Source organism: Streptomyces sp. NPDC059851 (assembly GCF_042732005.1).
GTDB lineage: Bacteria > Actinomycetota > Actinomycetes > Streptomycetales > Streptomycetaceae > Streptomyces.
The window spans coordinates 1-1,291 of record NZ_JBHWJJ010000305.1 but is presented as its reverse complement, the minus strand read 5'-3'; the positions used below and the strand labels follow the sequence as shown (position 1 = coordinate 1,291).

Below are 1,291 nucleotides of genomic sequence, written 5' to 3'. Positions count from 1 at the left end.
ACACGGAGGGCCTCCCGGTCAGCGGCGTCACACGCCACGACCGACACCTCGACCCCCAGCTCCGCCAACTCGGCCACCAGCTCCGCCGCACCGGGCGCATCCGCACCCCGACGACTGGTCAACACCAGCCGCTCCGCCCCCGCACCGGCCAACCAACGCGCCACCCGGCCACCCAAAGCACCGGTACCCCCGGTCACCAGCACCGTCCCGGACGGCGTCCAGGACGCAGCACCCTCCACGCGGGCCGCCCGCACGAGCCGACGCCCGAAGACACCCGACGACCGCACCGCGACCTGGTCCTCACCGGCAACACCGCCGGCCAGCACCCCGACCAGCCGGCCCATGACCCGCCCGTCCCACACCTCCGGCAGGTCCACCAAGCCACCCCAACGCTCGGGCAGCTCAAGCGCGGCCACCCGACCCAGACCCCACACCTGCGCCTGAACCACCGAAACGAGACGGTCCGAACGACCCACACTCACCGCACCCCGGGTCACACACCACAGCGGCGCCTCAATCCCGGCATCACCCAACGCCTGCACGAGCACGGCCGTGTCCACCACACCGGCGGCCTCACCCAGCGCGAGCAGCGACACCACACCGGCCACCGACCCGGCCACCGACCCCGCCTCCGCCAGCAGGCCGGCCACAGCACCGCGATCGGCACCGGCCCCGGCAACCACCTGACGGACCTCGGCCCCACGGCCGGCCAGGGCCTCCGCCACGGCGGAGACGCCGTCGACACCGGCGGCTGGGGTCACGACCAGCCACGTGCCCGACAGCCCCACACCACCGGCCGACGCATCCGCCAGCGGCTTCCACGACACGCGGTAGCGCCAGCCGTCCACCTCGGACTGCTCCTGGCCCTGTCGCCGCCACGCGGACAGGGCGGGAACGAGTTCGCTGAACGGCGCCTCGGTGTCGACCTCCAGTTCGGCGGCCAGGGACGCGAGGTCCCCGTGCTCCACCGCCTCCCAGAACCGGGCGTCGACCGCGCCGACCGCAGACGCGGGAACCGCGCCGCCACTCGACAGGGCCTTCTCCGGCCAGTAGCGCTGTCGCTGGAAGGCGTACGTCGGGAGCTCGACCCGCTCCGCGCCCGTGCCTGCGAAGAACGCGGACCAGTCCACGTCAGCACCCCGCACGTACGCCCGCGCGACAGCGGCAACCGCCGTCTCCGCCTCCGTGCGCCGCGCGCGCAGGACCGGCACGAAAGCGATGTCGGCCGAGCCCGTCAGGCAGTCCTGCGCGAGCGCGGACAGCACACCGTCCGGGCCCAGCTCCACGACTG

The 1,291-nt window shown here is 74.2% G+C and carries 1 protein-coding gene; it reads right to left on the bottom strand.

Annotation, left to right across the window (positions count from 1 at the left end):
* Positions 1 to 1,291, bottom strand: a 1,291-nt coding sequence (locus ACFV7Q_RS38895; RefSeq protein WP_385435680.1) for a KR domain-containing protein, incomplete at both ends; no start/stop codon positions are given.